The organism is Streptomyces sp. RLA131, from assembly GCF_056270125.1.
Window position 1 is genome coordinate 768,388 of the sequence record NZ_JBWDOQ010000002.1, and the last position, 13,986, is coordinate 782,373.

Here is a 13,986-nt window from a genome sequence, read left to right on the forward strand (position 1 = left end):
GGCGCCACGTGCCCGACGCCCCCTGACACCACGGCCCACGGCCGGTGACGTTCCGGTCCGCTCAGCGGACCGGGACGCGACAGGCGTCCGCCGCGCGGCACACGCTGTCCACCGCAGGACCCGGAGAGCCACGGAGGGCCCCTGTGGACCCGTCCGTGCCCGCGCGTTCGAGGAGGAGCCATGGAGCCGTCACGGCGGCGGTACGACGCGGCGGCGTTCCGGCGCGACCCGCTGGCCTGCCTGGCCGCGGAGTTCGACGGTGGCGAGGACGTGTGGCGCACCGGGTCGGGGCGGCTGTGCGTGGCCGGCCCGGAGGCGGCCCGGGAGGTGATGGGCAACCGTCGGGGCACGTATGTCGACACCTCCGACTTCTTCCACACCCGCGACGGGGTCTTCGGCCCCCGGTCCGCGCAGATCGCGATCGGCCGGGCGGCCCGCGCCCTGCTGCGCCGCCACGCCGACGCCCACCGCGCCGACCTGCCCCGCCTGGTCGCCGAGCGGCTCGCGCCGTCGAGCCGCTGGCCGGACGCGGGCAATCTGCTGGTCCGCGAGCACCTGGCCGGGGTGCTGCTGTGCCCGCAGGCGCCGGCACGGCTGCACGAGGCCGTGGACGGCATCGTCCGCCGTGCCGTGCTGGCCGGCGCGCGCCGACGCCATTCGGCGGTGTCACGGCTGCTGTTCCGGCAGCGGGCGACCCGCGTTCTGCTGCGGGAGGTCCGGGCACGTCGCGGTGCGGGTGCCGGTGAACCGCGCGACCTGCTGGACGTGGCCGTCACCGGCGCGGGACCGGCGGCTGAGCCCGCCGACGTGGCCGAGGTCTATCTGTCGTTCCTGTTCGCCACGGTCGGTTCCATCGGCTTCGCGCTCGGCTGGTCGGTCTATCTGGCCGGCACCCATCCCGGCACCGAGGGCGACGAGCCGGGGTGGATCGCCCGCGAGGCGCTGCGGCTCTGGCCGGTCGCCTGGCTCTTCGCCCGTACCCCGGCCAGGGCGCACGACCTGGCCGGGGTGCCGGTCGGGCCGCGGGACGACGTGGACGTGTGCTCGTACCTCGTGCACCGCCACCCGCGGCACTGGGACCGCCCGGACGAGTTCGTACCGGCCCGCTGGGCGGTGCCCCGGCCCGATCCGGCCTTCATCCCGTTCGGCTTCGGGCCGCACACCTGCGCCGGCGCGACCGTCACCATGACGCTGCTGGAGGACCTCGTCCGCGTCATCACCCGCGACTGGCATCTGTCGGTCGCCCCTAGCGGCGACGGACCCCACCTGGGGCCCGCGCTGGCTCCGCCACGCTTCACCGCGGAGCTGCGTCCCCGCGTCGACACGCCCGGGAGGAGGTGAACAGCATGAGGAAGCTCTACCGTTCCGCCAAGTCCGCGCTCAACATCCGCTCCGGCTACGGCACGTTCTGGTACCTGTACCACCACATCTGATCCGTACGAGCCGGGGGAGTCGCCGGCCGGCGGCTCCCCCGCCCGCCGTGAGGAGGCGACGCCATGACCACTCCGCACCATGCCAACGACTTCCTGCACGACCTGCGGCTGCGCAGCGCGGCCGAGGACGGGGTCTTCTGGGTCGACGACGACATGCTCGCCCTCTTCGAACCGGACGCGGCCCGCCGGGTGAGCGGTTCGAACTGGCACCGGCTCCTCCTGCACGACCGCCTCTCCGACACCCTGCGCAGGCGCCGCAGCACCCCGGTGCGCTGGACCCGGATACGCGGCGCGTGGCTGACCCAGCTGCACAGGCTCACCACCGGCGAGCACAACGCCCGGATGGCCGCCCGGATGGAAGCCGTCATCGACTCGCGACTCGGTGACGACGTCGACCTCGTCCTGCTCGCCCAGGACGTCGCGGTACAGTCCCTGCTGCCCGTCGCCCTGTCCGGACTCACTCCGCGCGAGACCGCGCGGATCAGCCAGGACCTCAACCAGAAGCTGCTCCGGCTGATCGTCCGCCACGCGGGCCGCGGGCCCTGGCACCATCTGCGTTTCGCCGCCGTGCAGTTCCGGGCCGGACTGGTCGTACGACGGGTGCTGCGCGAACGCGCCGGCGGTCACCGCCCCCGCGAACTGGACCTCGCCGACCCGATGGTGGACCTGCTCCCGGACCTCGGCACGGACCGCGCGCTCGACGTGGTCACCACCGTGCTCACCGCCATCGCCGGGCCGCCCGGCGCCGCCGCCGCGAGCGTGCTGTACGAGTTCGCCCGCAACCCGGACTGGGCGCGGCGGCTCGGCGAGGAACTGCGGGCCGTGGACCCGGCCGCGTTCCACGCGGCCCCGACGAAGGCGGCTCCGGTCACCCACCGCTTCGTCAAGGAGGTGCTGCGGATGTGGAGCCCACCACTGCTCCTGGTGCGGCGCTCACGGTTCTCCTTCGACCTCGGCACGACCCGGCTGGAGGCAGGACGCGGTTATCTGACGAGCCCTCACATGATCCACCGCGACCACCGGTACTGGCAGCAGGCCGACACCTTCGACCCCGACCGTTTCCTCCCCGGCGCGCCCCACGGCCCCGCCGGCAAGGGCCACTACGTACCGTTCGGCTGGGCCCCCAAGAACTGCGTCGGCGCCGACCTCGGCACCATCCAGCTGATGATCCTGTGCCGCCTGCTGTGCACCCGCTACCGGCTCACCGTCCCGGACGCCGCGAACGTCACCATGGCCTACCGCTTCGCCCCCGTGCCCCAGCGGTTCCACGGCCGCCTCGTCGTCGACGACGACCGGCCGGAGCCCGGTCGGTAGCATTTGCCGGCGGCCACGGTGCAGGCGACGATCCTGAGGTCTGATCCGGGCCCGGTGAGGATGTCGCAGTCGAGGGTGATGTCCCCGATGAGAAGTGAACTGGGGCAGGAACCTGACGAGTACCAGGTTGCGCCGGTCCGCGGGGGATTGCGCGGGCTCCCCGAACAGTGAGCCCCACAGCGGAGTGCACGTGCTGAGTGTCCAGTCCGCGGCAGAGACGGCCGGCGCCCGGCCAACCCCAAGGGCCTGCCCGTCGAGGCGTTCGACGTCATCCGCGCCTGCGTCGCGGTGGACCGCTCCCAGTTCTGCAAGGACCTCAGCGAGGCCTTCTACGGCTTCAACCTGCCCGGGGCCACCGTCTCGGAGGGCAAGCGGAACGAGTTCTGGCTGCAGAGCATGCAGGTCGGGCTGAAGGGCGCGCTGGACTGCGTCGCGGCGTTCTCCGAGACCGACTTCACCGAGGAACTCAAGCGGATCGGCATCCCGGTGCTGGTCGCGCACGGCGACGACGACCAGATCGTGCCGATCGGCGCCTCCGCCGAGGAGTCCGTCAAGCTGCTGCCCCACGGCACCCTGAAGGTCTGCCCCGGTGCCCCGCACGGCCTGACCGGCCGCCCGGGGTCAGGGCATCGGCGGCAGTCCGGGCTCCGGCTGGACCTGGAGGGAGTTCAGGGTGAAGGCCAGCAGGTGGTAGTGGCCCACCAGCATCGGCAGTTCGATCAGCTGGCGCGCGGTGAGGTGGGCCGTGAGGCCGTCCCAGGTGGGCCGGGCGATCCGTGCGGACGTGTGCAGTTCGTCCGCCGCCCGCAGCAGCAGCGTCTGCCGCTCGGTCCACCCCGGGGCGGGCCCGCGCTGACCCGCTCCAGGTCCGCCGGGGTCAGACCGGCCCGGGAGGCGATCCCCGCATGCTGGCCCCACTCGTACGGTGAGCCGCAGTTGCGCGCCACCCGCAGAATGACCAACTCGCGTTCCTCGAAGGGAAGATCACCGGCGAGGAGCAGCTGACTGCTGAACGGCAGCCAGGCGGTGAACAGCTCCGGATGCCGGGCCAGGGTCGTGAACAGATGCGCCTCGCCGAGCGAGGCGACGCCCAACCCGAGTGCGCTGATGTCTGCGGACAGGGTCGCCCTGACGGACTCGGCCCACTCGGCCTCGGGCTGCGGCCGGATCCGGGGGCCGTCGGCGGGCGAGGGTGACGACGACGGTAACGACGACGGCTGGGACACGCGCACACGCTACGCCGAGCGACAGTCCCCGGGAAGGGCCGGGCGCCGAGCCCGCGCTCCCCCTCGCTCAGCCCGCCCCGGCCGGTTCCGGCGGGTCGAGGGCCACGAGTTCGACCTCGAAGCCGTCGCTGTTCTCCAGGTAGGCCGCGTAGTGCCGGTCGCCGCCGGCGTACGGGTGCCGGTCGGGGAACATCAGGTGCCAGCCGTCCCCCTGGGCCGTGGTGGTCAAGGCGTCCACCGCGGCACGGTCCTCGACGTGGAAGGCCAGGTGGTTCAGTCCGGGCCGGCGTCGGTCGTGGCGGTCCGCGGTGAGGTCCGGGGAGCGCTCGACCACGAGATAGGTCGCGCCCAGCCGCCAGCTGCGTCCGTGCTCCCAGTTCTGGAAGAGCGTGTAGCCCAGGGCCTCCAGCAGCCGGCCCAGGGAGGCTACGGCCCGGTCGAGATCGGGCACCCAGATCTCGACATGGTGCAGCGTTCCGTGCGCCGGCCTCGCCATACCGCCTCCCGGGGCTCTGTCACGAACTGTTGCGCGAGCAGGTTAAGGTCTGTGGCCATGCAAGGGGCGGACGTCATGGACGGTGTTGCCGGAACGACCGGGAGGCGGCCGGGCCGGTTCGCAGGACTGCTGCGGCACCGGCACCGGCGGTGGCTGCTGGCGCTGGTCGTGGTCGCGCTGCTCGCCGAGATGGCGGCCGCCATGGTCACGACCGCCGTGGAACAGACCCCGACCATCGACGAGCCGGTCTACGTGGGCACGGCCGAGGTCTACCTGCGGCAGCACAGCCTGCGCTACAACCCCGAGCATCCGCCACTGGGCAAACTGATCATCGCGACCGGGGTGGCCTTCGCCCACCCGCACATGGACACCGCCTTCGACGGCGACCAGACGGAGCTGGGCCGGCATCTGCTGTACGAGTCGGGCAACGACCCGTGGCGGCTGATGCTGTGGGCGCGGCTGCCGGTCATCGTGCTGACGCTGCTGTTCGGCCTGGTGGTCTTCGCGTTCGCCCGCGACCTCGCCGGGGCGGTGGGCGCCGTGGCGGCGCTGGCGCTGTACGCGTTCTCACCCGACGTCATCGCCCACGGGTCGCTGGCGACGCTCGACGTCCCCGCGGTCGGCTTCCTGCTGACGTCGGTCTGGCTGCTGTGGCGGGCCCGGGAGCGGCCGGTGCTCAATCTCCCGCTCGCCGGGCTGGCGCTCGGCGCCGCCGTGGCCACGAAGATGAGCATGCTGCCGGCGGTTCCGGTACTGCTGCTCCTGGCCGTACTGGCGGTGTGCCGGGCCCGGCACACCGGCGGTTCCGGCCCGCGCGCGACGGCGCGACGGCTCGCGCTCGGCGTGGCGGCGGCGGCCGGCGTGGCGCTGGTCGCGGTGGGCGTGGTGTGGGCCGTCTACCTCGCCGTCGACCCGGCGTTGCGCTGGACGGCTCCCACGAGTGTGCCGGCCGTCGGCGGGCTGCGCGGGCTCGCCGTGGACCTGCTGCCGTTCCCGGAGGCGTACCGGGACGGGATGCGTGTCCAGTTCGGCTTCGAGGACTCGACGTTCAGCGGCTTCCTGTTCGGCCGGCACTACGTCGGTTCGCTCTGGTACTACCTGCCGGCCGCGCTGCTGGTGAAGACGCCACTGGGCATGCTGGCGCTGTGGCTCGCCGGTGCCGTGGCGATGGGTACGGTCCCCCGGCTGCGGCCCGCCGCCGTTTACGTGCTGCTGCCCACGGCGGTGCTGCTGGCTTCGGCCCTCGACGAGTCCCGCAACTTCGGTGTCCGGTACGGGATCTTCATGCCGGTGTTCCTGGCGGTCGCGGCGGCCGGCGCGTTCACCGTCCGGTGGCGGTGGGCGCCCGCCGTGGCGGCGGGACTGGTGGCGTTCGTCGCGATCAGCTCGCTGCGCACGTATCCGTACTACCTGCAGTACTCCAACGAGGCGTTCGGCGGTACGTCCAAAACCCACCTGCGCCTGCACGACTCCAACGTCGACTGGGGCCAGGACCTGGGACGGCTCGCCGACCGCCTGCGCCGGCGGTATCCGGGCGAACGGGTCTGGCTCGTCTACAAGGGCAGCGGCGTGCCGTCCTACTACGGCATCGACGCCTCCGACCCGCGCACGGTGGCCCCCGGCAAGGTGCACGGACTGCTCGTCGTGTCGGACTCCTCGATCGCCAAGGCCGACAGCCGGCTGGCCGCGCTGATCGACAGCAGCGAGCCGGTCGACGAGGTCGGACACTCGATCACGATCTTCCGCCGGGCGTAGCGCGGCGGCACTTTACCAGCACTTGACCTCCGGTGTGCATGGAATCCCCCAAGAGTGTCCTGACGATTGAACTCAAAGCGCCGAGGAGCCGTACGGCATGACGGCGGCCCCGAACTCCCGAGCCCGGTCCGCCGGACCACCACCGGGCTTCGCACGGAAGGATTGTTGGATTGTCGTTCATCACGCGCTTTCGTCAGCTGCCGAATGCGGACGGGGCAACCACAGAGGAGGGCCCGGCACCGGACGGCCCTGCGGAGCGCACGCCGGACGACACCGCGCCGGGTGCCGGCGGCACCGCCGCACCCGAGACCACCCCGGACCAGGCCGCGGACGAGACGCCCGACGAGCCCGCAGGGCAAGCACCGGACGAGCCCGCCCAGGAACCCGCCGGCGAGACGCCGGACGAGCCTGCCCAGGAACCCGCCGGTGAGACGCCCGGCGAGGCCGCCGACGAAACCGCAGGGCAAGCACCCCGCAAGGCGGCCGTACAGAAGCCCACAGGTGAAACGCCGGACGAGGCCGCCCAGGAACCCGCAGACGAGACGCCCAGCGAGACCGCCGACGAGCCCGCAGGGCAAGCACCGGACGAGCCCGCCCAGGAACCCGCAGACGAGCCCGCAGGGCCGGCACCGGACGACCCCGCCGAGGGGCCCGCGGGGCGGGGCGGGGGCTGGCGCGGGAGGTATCCGGTCGCGGCACGCAACCTGGCGACGGTGACCACCGTCCTGGCCGCCGCGCTGGTGCTCTTCGCCCTCCTCATGCCGAACCAGATCAGCCTCCTCACGCTCGGCAGGTTCATCCGCATCCCGGCGGAGGCGATCCTCATCTCCGCCCTGCTGCTCGCGCTGCCGCCGAAGCCGCGACGGGTGCTGGCGGTGGTCTCCGGCGTCTGCCTCGGCCTGATGACCATCCTCAACGGCCTGGACATGGGCTTCTACTCGGTCCTGAGCCGGCCGTTCGACCCGGTGCTCGACTGGATCCTGTTCGGCGACGGCGAGGCGTTCCTCAAGGACTCGATAGGCCAGGCCGGAGCGATCGGAACCGTGGTGGGGGTCGTCGTCCTCATCGTCGCCGTGCTCCTCCTCATGACGCTGGCGGTCGTCCGGCTGAGCAACCTCCTGGTCCGGCACCGGGCCACGGCGAACCGCAGCACCCTGGTGCTCGGCATCATCTGGATCACCTGCTCGACGCTCGGCGTGCAGCTCTTCGACGGCATGCCCATCGCCTCCCGGAGCGCCACCCATCACGTCCAGGCGCGTGCGGACCGGGTGAGTGCGACGCTGGCGGACGAGAAGGTGTTCGCCAAGCAGGCCGCCGTGGACAAGTTCCGTAACACTCCGGCCGACCAGCTGCTGACCGGGCTGCGCGGCAAGGACGTCATCTTCGCGTTCATCGAGAGCTACGGGCGCAGCGCGGTGGAGGACCCGGCGATGGCGCCGGGGGTCGACGCCGTGCTCGGCAAGCAGACCCAGGTGCTGAAGGACGCCGGGTTCGCCACCCGCAGCGGCTGGCTCACCTCTCCGGTGACCGGCGCCGGCAGCTGGCTGGCGCACACCACCTTCCTGTCCGGGCTGTGGGTGCAGAACCAGCAGCGCTACCGCAACGTCACCTCCAGCGACCGGCTGACCCTCACCAGCGCCTTCAAGAAGACCGGTGCCTGGCAGACGGTCGGCATGATGCCGGGCGTGACGCGGGCCTGGCCGGAGCAGAAGTTCTTCGGCCTCAACACGGTCTACGACTCCCGGAACATGGGCTACCAGGGCCCGAAGTTCAGCTGGTCGCCGGTGCCGGACCAGTACACCCTGAAGGCGTTCGACCGGCTGGCGTACGGCAAGAAGAACCGGAAGGCGATGATGGCCGAGATCGTCCTCGCCACCAGCCACAACCCGTGGTCGCCGCTGCCCACCACGATCGGCTGGGACCAGGTCGGTGACGGTACGGTCTACAAAGCGCAGGAGAAGGCGGGCAAGGACCCCAAGCAGGTCTGGAAGAACCCGGCCAGCGTGCGCCAGGAGTACGGCAAGGCGATCCAGTACTCGGTGACCAACCTGACCAACTTCATGGCGAAGTACGCCAACAAGAACACCGTGCTCGTCTTCCTCGGCGACCACCAGCCGGTCACCACGGTCACCGGCAGTGCCAACGCCAGCCGTGACGTGCCGGTCGCGATCGTCGCCCACGACCAGTCGGTGCTCGACAAGATCTCCGACTGGGGCTGGACGGACAGCCTCCAGCCCGACCATGACGCCCCGGTCTGGCGGATGGACACCTTCCGCAACCGCTTCCTCACCGCCTACGGCTCCACCCCGTCCCCGTGAGCCTGTAGGCGGCCTTTCGAGGGGGACGTAGAGCGGAACGACGGTGGGGCGGGGCCTTCAAGGCCCCGCCCCACCGTCGTGTGTGCGTCAGCGCATGACCAGGACCAGCTTGCCGGTCGTGCGGTGGGAGTCGCCGAGTTCATGGGCCTTGGCGGCCTCTTCGAGGGTGAAGGCGTCGGCGATCGCGGCGCGCAGCATGCCGGAGCGGGCCAGGTCGGCGATGGCCCTCATGCCGCCGAGGTCGTGCTCGACGAGCATGCGCTCCACCCGCACGCCGCGCCGCCAGGCCGCCTCGGTCAGGTCGGGCTGGCCGAGGGAGAGGATGGACACGACCGTGCCGCCTCTGCGCAGGACGCTCAGGGAGCGGCTGCAGTGGTCGCCGCCGAGCGTGTCCAGGACGACGTCGATGTCACCGACGGCCCGGGTGAAGTCGGTGGTGCGGTAGTCGATGACCTCGTCAGCGCCCAGCGACCGCAGGAAGCCGTGCTTCGCGGCACTGGCGGTGCCGACGACGTACGCGCCCCGGGCCTTGGCGATCTGCACCGCGAGGTGGCCCACCCCGCCGGCGGCGGCGTGGATGAGGACCCGCTGCCCGGGGCGTACGTCGACCGTGTCGGCCAGCGCCTGCCAGGCGGTGAGGGCGGCCAGCGGCAGCGCCGCGGCCTGGATGTGGTCGATCGAGGGCGGCTTGAGCGCGAAGGCGCGGGTCGGCCCGGTGACGTACTCGGCGTGGGATCCGACCCCGTACGGGTAGGGCAGCATCCCGAAGACCTCGTCGCCCGGCCGGTAGAGGGTGACGCCGCGGCCGACCGCCTCGACGACGCCGGAGACGTCCCAGCCCAGTGTGTGCGGTGCCTCACCGAGGAGCCGCAGGGCGCGGTGCTTCCAGTCGGCGGGGTTGAGACCGGCCGCGTGCACCCTGACGAGCAGTTCGCTGAAGCCCGGCTCCGGACGGTCGACCTCGACCACCTTCAGCACCTCGGGCCCCCCGAGGACTTCCTGGCCCACCGCACGCATCGTCAAAGGTGTACTCATGAACGCAAGACTGCCCTCTGATTGCCGTCAGGGACCATCGGGGAGGCGCCATTGCCGAAAGATCCCTGCCGACCGGGCCCCGGACACTAGAATTTGCCCCTCCCCGCAGCTGTCCCGTGTTCCGTGGTTCCCGCCTCGGGCGGCCGGTCACCGGAACCGTCGGCCCACGGGCCCGGTGTCGGTCTCCCACCAGGGGCGAACGCGGTCCGGGCCGGGCCCCGATGACGACGTGAGCGGGGCGGCGGGCACCAGCTCGGCATCCAGCCGCCGGTCCAGCTCCGCCGTCCTGAACCGCTCCGTACGGGCCCATTCCACGAACACCGCGATCAGGAACACCAGTCCCACCAGCTCGGCGATGGCGATCATGGCGCCGCCGCCGATCATCTGGTCGCGTCGCGGCCCCGGGCCCCAGGTGCGGTGCTGCGCGGCGTACCAGTGCCGGGCGACCAGCGTGCCGCTGGTCATCACCACGAGCCCGGGGACGGCGTCGAAGACACCGTCGACGAAGATCAGCGCCGCCCGGACCGGGTGGCCGCACCAGGACGGCAGCAGCCGTTCGCGGGTCAGCATCGGCAGTACGAACAGGCAGCCCACGAGCAGGAGTTGCAGATACATCACCTCGTGCAGCGCCCGGTGGCGCAGCGCGGTCCCGAAGTACGGCGTGAAGTAGACGGCCAGCTCCGTGGCGACCACCAGGACCGAGCTGACCAACGGGAACGTCAGCAGCCTCACCGTGCGTCCGGCCATGGCCCCGCGCAGCCGCCCGGCGAGCGGTGGCGGCAGGGCACGGCAGGCCAACGACAGCGGGTCGCCGAGCGCGAGGCCTATGGGGGCGATGAGGTCGAGCAGGATGTTCTGGACGGCGGCGGGCCAGAACAGGACGCGGTCGTAGACGGCCAGCGCGGACATGGTCGCGACGACGATCGTGCCCAGGCCGATCAGCCCCAAGGCGGCCGTCCGCGTCACGGACCACCGCTCGCCCGTGCGCCGCAGCCGGATCACGCCCCAGGCGTACGCGCCGCCGAGCAGCACCACCAGGAGGACGGCCGCCGGATCAGCCTGCCAGGTGACGGCCAGACGTCCGCCGGTCAGCTCCGGCAATGCCTGCGCCCAGCCCTGGCCCAGGAGTTCGGGCATCCGCCCCGTTCCCGGCTCCATCCCCGGCTCCCTTCCCCGTCCCGCCGTTCATGCCGCTGTTCGTCCCGCTGTTCGTCCCGCTGTTCGTCCCGCGCCGGGCCTCGCCGGGCCTCGCGGCCACCTGACACTACAACCCGTAGGGGTGCCCGGTTCTCACCGGGGAATCGGCCAGGTGCCCCGGCGGTGCGGCGGGCGCACCATGGGGTCATGGACGGACGCGTCGGGGACATCAGCGCACCGGGACGTCTCGCCCGACCGGACGAGGGCGTCACCGCCGAGGAACTCGCCCTGGCCGCCCGTAACCACGGCTTGCCGCTGGAGGCCCTGCGCCACGAACTCACCCCTCCCGGGCTGCACTACCTGCTGATCCACTACGACATCCCCGTCGCCGACACCGAGGCGTGGCGGCTCACCGTGGGTGGCCGGGTGCGCACACCGCTGAGGCTGGACCTGCCGGCGCTGCGGTCCTTCCCGGCCGTCACGCACCGCGTCACCATGGAGTGCGCGGGCAACGGGCGGGCCCGGCTCGCGCCGCGTCCGGTGAGTCAGCCGTGGCTGGTCGAGGCGGTCGGCACAGCCGACTGGACGGGGGTGCCGCTGCGCACGCTGCTCGCCGAGGCCGGGGTGACACCGGCGGCCGTGGAGGCCGTGTTCACCGGGGCCGATCACGGGGTCGAGCGGGGCGTCGAGCAGGACTACCGGCGCAGCCTCCCGCTGGCGGTTGCCACCGGCGGCGACCCCGAGGTGCTGGTGGCGTACGGGATGAACGGCGGGCCGCTGCCGCCGCAGCACGGCTGCCCGCTGCGGCTGGTGGTCCCGGGCTGGTACGGGATGGCACATGTGAAGTGGCTGCGGGACATCACCCTCACCGACACCCCCTTCACCGGCTTCCAGCAGGTGGAGGCGTACCGCTACCGGCAGCGGCCGGACGAGGCCGGGGAGCCGGTCACCCGGATCGCCCCCCGCGCGCTGATGGTCCCCCCGGGGTTTCCGGACTTCATGTCCCGCACCCGGGTCGTACACCCCGGACCGGTGCGGCTGGAGGGCCGCGCCTGGTCCGGGCACGCCCCGGTGACGAGGGTGGAGGTGAGCACGGACGGCGCCAGGACCTGGTACGACGCCGATCTCACCCCGCAGGAGGGGCATCCCTGGTCCTGGCGTGGCTGGCAGGCCCGGTGGCAGGCGGCGCCGGGCAGGCACACCCTGAGCGTCCGGGCCACCGACGCCACGGGCCGCACCCAGCCGGTCGTCCAGCCCTGGAACAGGGGCGGCTTCGGCAACAACCTGGTCCAGTACGTCCCCGTCCTCTGCGCCGAGCGGGAGGAGCGGGTGCCGCCGGACTGAGCCGTCTCCCCCGACCCTTCGCCGCCCGGCACCTTTCGCCGGCGCGGGGCGGCGGTCGTCGCGGCGCACCCGGGTTGATCGAAACGATTGCGTTTCGGTAAAGTGGGATCTAGAGTATAGGTACGAAACCGTATCGTTCCTACTGGGTCCCGGGGAGAGCCGCTATGTCACAGCAGGTCACAGAGCGCGCTCTCGCGGCCGGCGCGGGTGCGCGATGAACGGACTCGTGCCGGCCCTGCTGCTGGGACTGCTGTCGGCCGGTGCCTACGCGGCGGCGGCGGTCCTGCAGGAGCGGGTGGCCGACGGCTCCCCGGCCGGTGCCCTGCTCGGGCAGCGGCGCGGCCGGGCCGCGCTGGCCCTCAACGGCCTGGGCGCCGGGCTGCACGTGGTGGCCCTGCAGTTCGGGACGCTGACCCTGGTGCAGGCTCTCGGCGCGCTCACCGTGGTGCTCGCCGTCCCGATGGGAGCGGCGGCCAACGGCCGCGGGCCGACCCGGCGGGAGTGGCGCGGCGCCGCCGTGACCGGGGCCGCACTGAGCGCTCTGGCCGCCACGCTCGCCGCCGGATCCTCCGCACGCACGCTCGGCCTCACGTCCTCGCTGGCCCTGATCGGCGCGGTCGCTCTCGCCCTGTGGCTGCTCAGGATCGCGCCCGGTTCCTCCGGCCTGCGGCTGGCCGCCTCGGCGGGCATCGCCTTCGCGGCGGGTTCCGCGTTCACCCAGACGGTCAGCGTCGCCCTCACCGACCGGGGGCCGACGGCCCTCGCCTCGGCCGGCGTCCTGCTGCCGGCGTTGTGCGTGATCCCGCTGTCCGTCGCCGGCATGCTGCTGTCACAGGCCGCCTACCGGGACGGCCTCGGCGCGCAGTTGGCCACCCTCACCCTCGTCAACCCGGCCGTCTCGGCGGTCATCGGCGTGACCCTCCTGGGCGAAGGACTGCGGGGCGACGGCCCCCTGTGGCCGCTGATCGCCCTGGCCGCCACCGCGCTCGCGGCCCGCGGCGTGGTACTCCTCACCGCTCCCCGGCCCCCGGCCGTCACCCTGCCGCACCCGGTGCGGGGGCGGTTCAGGACCGCCGTCGCCGAACCGGCGCAGGCGTCGGCCGCCACCGCGGCGTAACGCCGCGGCCACGCCGGGTCAGTCCCCGAGGTTCCGTGGTTCCGATGTCGCGGTCACCGCTGCGGGCAGAGCGCCGTCGACCACCAGGTCGCGGGGCAGGGACACCTTGAAATGGTCTTCAAGCGCGCCGAACAGCCTCTCCACGTAGTCGTCGTGGCGTTCGCCGCCGAGCGGCCCCCCGGTGGGCGAGACCAGCCCGGCCCGCGCGAGTGCGGGCACGAGTACGTCCGGGTCGTTCCCGCGCCGTCGGCTCTCGGACCCGATGTCCATGGCGCAGACGGTGGCCCCGTTCTCGTAGTACCAGAACTCACGCGGCGGGTCGTCGGGCTTGGGCGTCAGATGAATCATCTCTACGCCGCCCCGGGTCATCTCCGGCTTCGCCCACCACGCCCTGGAGTGGTACCCGTCCTCCACCGCGAAGGACCATCCGGCGCACGTGCCGATCCGCGCGACCCGGAAGCAGTTCCTGCCGTCGATCATGTGGGCCGCCTGCCTGGCGGTCACCGGGGGCAGCACCGACCCGGGCTCGGCGCCGAGGCGCACCGCGAGCTCCTCCGGATCGACGCCCCTGGCGAAGGTGACACCGCAGTACCACCCTCCCCGCTGCGTGGTCAGCCACCGTATGCCGTCCGTCATGCGCGGTTCCCCGTTCCCCGTTCCCCGTTCCGTCGAGCAGAAGGGCATCACCGTACGGAACCGCGTCGGCGGTGGGCGCACCGGGGGCGCACCGGGGCTTCCTTGGCACGGAACCGGGCTCAGCCGGGTATCCGTACAGGAGTCGGAAGCTGGCGGGGCGGCGGAGGCGGGGAAC

The 13,986-nt window shown here is 72.6% G+C and carries 12 protein-coding genes and 1 pseudogene; 8 read left to right on the forward strand and 5 right to left on the reverse strand.

What is annotated here, in order from left to right; translation table 11 throughout:
• The first annotated feature begins 180 nt into the window (after window positions 1-180).
• From RWE79_RS04295 to RWE79_RS04310, 4 genes and pseudogenes are all read left to right on the forward strand, one after another.
• A complete protein-coding gene (locus RWE79_RS04295) occupies window positions 181-1,341 on the forward strand; it encodes a cytochrome P450 (RefSeq protein WP_475938658.1) in 1,161 nt (386 codons plus the stop codon).
• Window positions 1,342-1,346: 5 nt separating this feature from the next.
• Window positions 1,347-1,433: a hyalucidin A family RiPP precursor gene (locus RWE79_RS04300; RefSeq protein ID WP_475945598.1), complete on the forward strand. Its 87-nt coding sequence runs from the start codon at window positions 1,347-1,349 to the stop codon at window positions 1,431-1,433.
• 63 nt (window positions 1,434-1,496) lie between these two features.
• Entirely contained in the window at window positions 1,497-2,747 is a 1,251-nt protein-coding gene (locus RWE79_RS04305; RefSeq protein ID WP_475938659.1) for a cytochrome P450, read from the forward strand.
• 231 nt (window positions 2,748-2,978) lie between these two features.
• Window positions 2,979-3,359 (forward strand): annotated as a pseudogene (locus tag RWE79_RS04310) (alpha/beta fold hydrolase); the annotation flags it as partial.
• A gap of 107 nt (window positions 3,360-3,466) precedes the next feature.
• Here the strand turns inward: RWE79_RS04310 and RWE79_RS04315 are convergent.
• Both RWE79_RS04315 and RWE79_RS04320 read right to left on the reverse strand, forming a co-directional pair.
• Window positions 3,467-3,979, reverse strand: coding sequence for a carboxymuconolactone decarboxylase family protein (locus tag RWE79_RS04315; protein ID WP_475938660.1), 513 nt, complete (start codon window positions 3,977-3,979; stop codon window positions 3,467-3,469).
• Window positions 3,980-4,040: 61 nt separating this feature from the next.
• Window positions 4,041-4,469, reverse strand: a complete 429-nt coding sequence (locus RWE79_RS04320) for a VOC family protein (protein ID WP_475938661.1) — start codon at window positions 4,467-4,469, stop codon at window positions 4,041-4,043.
• 75 nt (window positions 4,470-4,544) lie between these two features.
• On the opposite strand from RWE79_RS04320, the gene RWE79_RS04325 reads away from it, so the two are divergent.
• Window positions 4,545-6,224, forward strand: coding sequence for a phospholipid carrier-dependent glycosyltransferase (locus tag RWE79_RS04325; protein ID WP_475938662.1), 1,680 nt, complete (start codon window positions 4,545-4,547; stop codon window positions 6,222-6,224).
• A 170-nt stretch (window positions 6,225-6,394) separates the two neighbouring features.
• On the forward strand, window positions 6,395-8,542 hold the full coding sequence (locus tag RWE79_RS04330) for an alkaline phosphatase family protein (protein WP_475938663.1): 2,148 nt from the start codon (window positions 6,395-6,397) through the stop codon (window positions 8,540-8,542).
• A gap of 87 nt (window positions 8,543-8,629) precedes the next feature.
• Here the strand turns inward: RWE79_RS04330 and RWE79_RS04335 are convergent, their stop codons facing one another.
• Together RWE79_RS04335 and RWE79_RS04340 are read right to left on the reverse strand one after the other, a co-directional pair.
• A complete protein-coding gene (locus tag RWE79_RS04335; protein WP_475938664.1) occupies window positions 8,630-9,577 on the reverse strand; it encodes an NADP-dependent oxidoreductase in 948 nt (315 codons plus the stop codon).
• Window positions 9,578-9,724: 147 nt separating this feature from the next.
• Complete coding sequence (locus RWE79_RS04340) at window positions 9,725-10,735, reverse strand: cytochrome c oxidase assembly protein (RefSeq protein ID WP_475938665.1); 1,011 nt, start codon at window positions 10,733-10,735, stop codon at window positions 9,725-9,727.
• A gap of 186 nt (window positions 10,736-10,921) precedes the next feature.
• On the opposite strand from RWE79_RS04340, the gene RWE79_RS04345 reads away from it, so the two are divergent.
• Complete coding sequence (locus RWE79_RS04345; protein WP_475938666.1) at window positions 10,922-12,058, forward strand: sulfite oxidase; 1,137 nt, start codon at window positions 10,922-10,924, stop codon at window positions 12,056-12,058.
• A 214-nt stretch (window positions 12,059-12,272) separates the two neighbouring features.
• The gene (locus RWE79_RS04350; protein WP_475938667.1) at window positions 12,273-13,175 is read left to right on the forward strand and encodes a DMT family transporter; all 903 of its coding nucleotides are present in this window, start codon (window positions 12,273-12,275) and stop codon (window positions 13,173-13,175) included.
• Window positions 13,176-13,193: 18 nt separating this feature from the next.
• Here the strand turns inward: RWE79_RS04350 and RWE79_RS04355 are convergent, their stop codons facing one another.
• Entirely contained in the window at window positions 13,194-13,811 is a 618-nt protein-coding gene (locus RWE79_RS04355) for a DUF6461 domain-containing protein (RefSeq protein ID WP_475938668.1), read from the reverse strand.
• Between the last annotated feature and the right edge of the window lie 175 nt (window positions 13,812-13,986).